The following is a 1,304-nucleotide window of genomic DNA, read 5'->3' on the forward strand; positions in this document are numbered from 1 at the left end:
GGCAGCACCGCGTTGCGCAGCACCAAGGCATCCAGCACCTGAAGCTTGCCATGCAAAGAGGCGAGGATGGTTTCGCGAGAACTGAGCATGGTGGGCATCTTTATTCTCGTCCTCGAGACGTGCATCTGGCAGCTTTGATGATAAGACCGTGATCCCCCGTGTCTCGGCAGGCAGTTCTTTTCAGCGTCGCAACCGTCTGGATCAAACGAACCCGATCTCGAGAACCTCGATTTCGGCCTCATGGTCCCGGCCATAGGCGACAATGGCAATGGACTTCAGCTTTTCAGGGCGCGGCACATTTCGCAACAATGCACCCGACGCACGGAACGCTTCAAACGGCAAGATCACTTCCGTCCAGCTGCCGGTGACCTCAAAGCCCGCCTGATAAAATTGCCAAGGCAAGATCGTGCCCGACGTGCGAAGATGCACGAAGTAGCGTTGGAGATTGCCGCGCACAACGAGACGCACTCCGGTGACATCGGCCGACGGCGGTTTCGAAAGATCAAGCCTCATCTGAATGAAGCCGCCCCGGTTCGCGGTACTGACAAGACCGGTCATACGCGCATAAGGCGCGCCATTTTCCTTGAGGAAGACAACGCGCCCAGTCGAGACCCCGCCCATCACATTATCGGTAAAAAAGCGCCAGCCAGTCTCCGGCTGCATCTTGAAACCCTCGATGTTCATCGTCTTGGCCCCCGCATGCTGCACCAAAGCCAGGCTCGGAATAGCCGCCAGAGCGAGCATAACCAAGCCGCGCCGTGTCAAGTTCATTGTGCCCTCCGCCAGATTGCCTGGGACCGTTTCATATCCGGTCGCCGTAGAGTCGATTGATCGCGCGCAGCAGGTGGATATCTGCACTTTAGCTAGATCCGCTCGTCGATCCAATGTGCCATGATCAGCCCGGGCACACCATCAATCGCATTTGCGGCATCTCGCCCCAGATCCAGCCGTTTCGACAGCTTCACCTGTGGCACCAGCAAGAAGATGGGCACCGTGCTTTGTCCGCGGCCCGTCTTGGACCGCGAGGCCACGCCTAAGCCCCGGCTGTTCAAACGTCCGTCTGCGACAAGCAGGCTTGGACCGTTTCGCCGATAGACAAAGCGCAGGCGCAGACCGCGCCGCCTTTCCCATTCGCCGGGCGTGAGCGCCTTGCCGCGCGTGCCCTTGCCGGCCGCTGGCGTTGGGATCGCAAGCCAGAACCCGTCCCGCGAGCGGATGAGCGGGCCTGTGTCATGAGCGCCGACGATAACCGGCGCCTTCGACCAGACGAGTGCCGCAGCGTTCAGGCTCTCCCCTGACCTCGG

Annotated in this window: 2 protein-coding genes; both read right to left on the reverse strand. The window is 60.3% G+C overall.

Translation table 11 applies throughout. From position 1 onward, the window contains the following. Positions 1-201: 201 nt before the first annotated feature. Positions 202-771 (reverse strand): CIA30 family protein, encoded by a 570-nt coding sequence (locus P0X85_RS15045; protein ID WP_275815172.1) that lies wholly within the window; start codon positions 769-771, stop codon positions 202-204. Positions 772-863: 92 nt separating this feature from the next. Beyond that, positions 864-1,304: DUF6441 family protein (locus P0X85_RS15050; protein ID WP_275815175.1), on the reverse strand; the 441-nt coding region annotated here is incomplete at its 5' end.

The sequence above is a fragment of the Pseudothioclava nitratireducens genome, from assembly GCF_029210495.1.
In the GTDB taxonomy this organism is placed as follows: Bacteria; Pseudomonadota; Alphaproteobacteria; order Rhodobacterales; family Rhodobacteraceae; genus Pseudothioclava; species Pseudothioclava nitratireducens.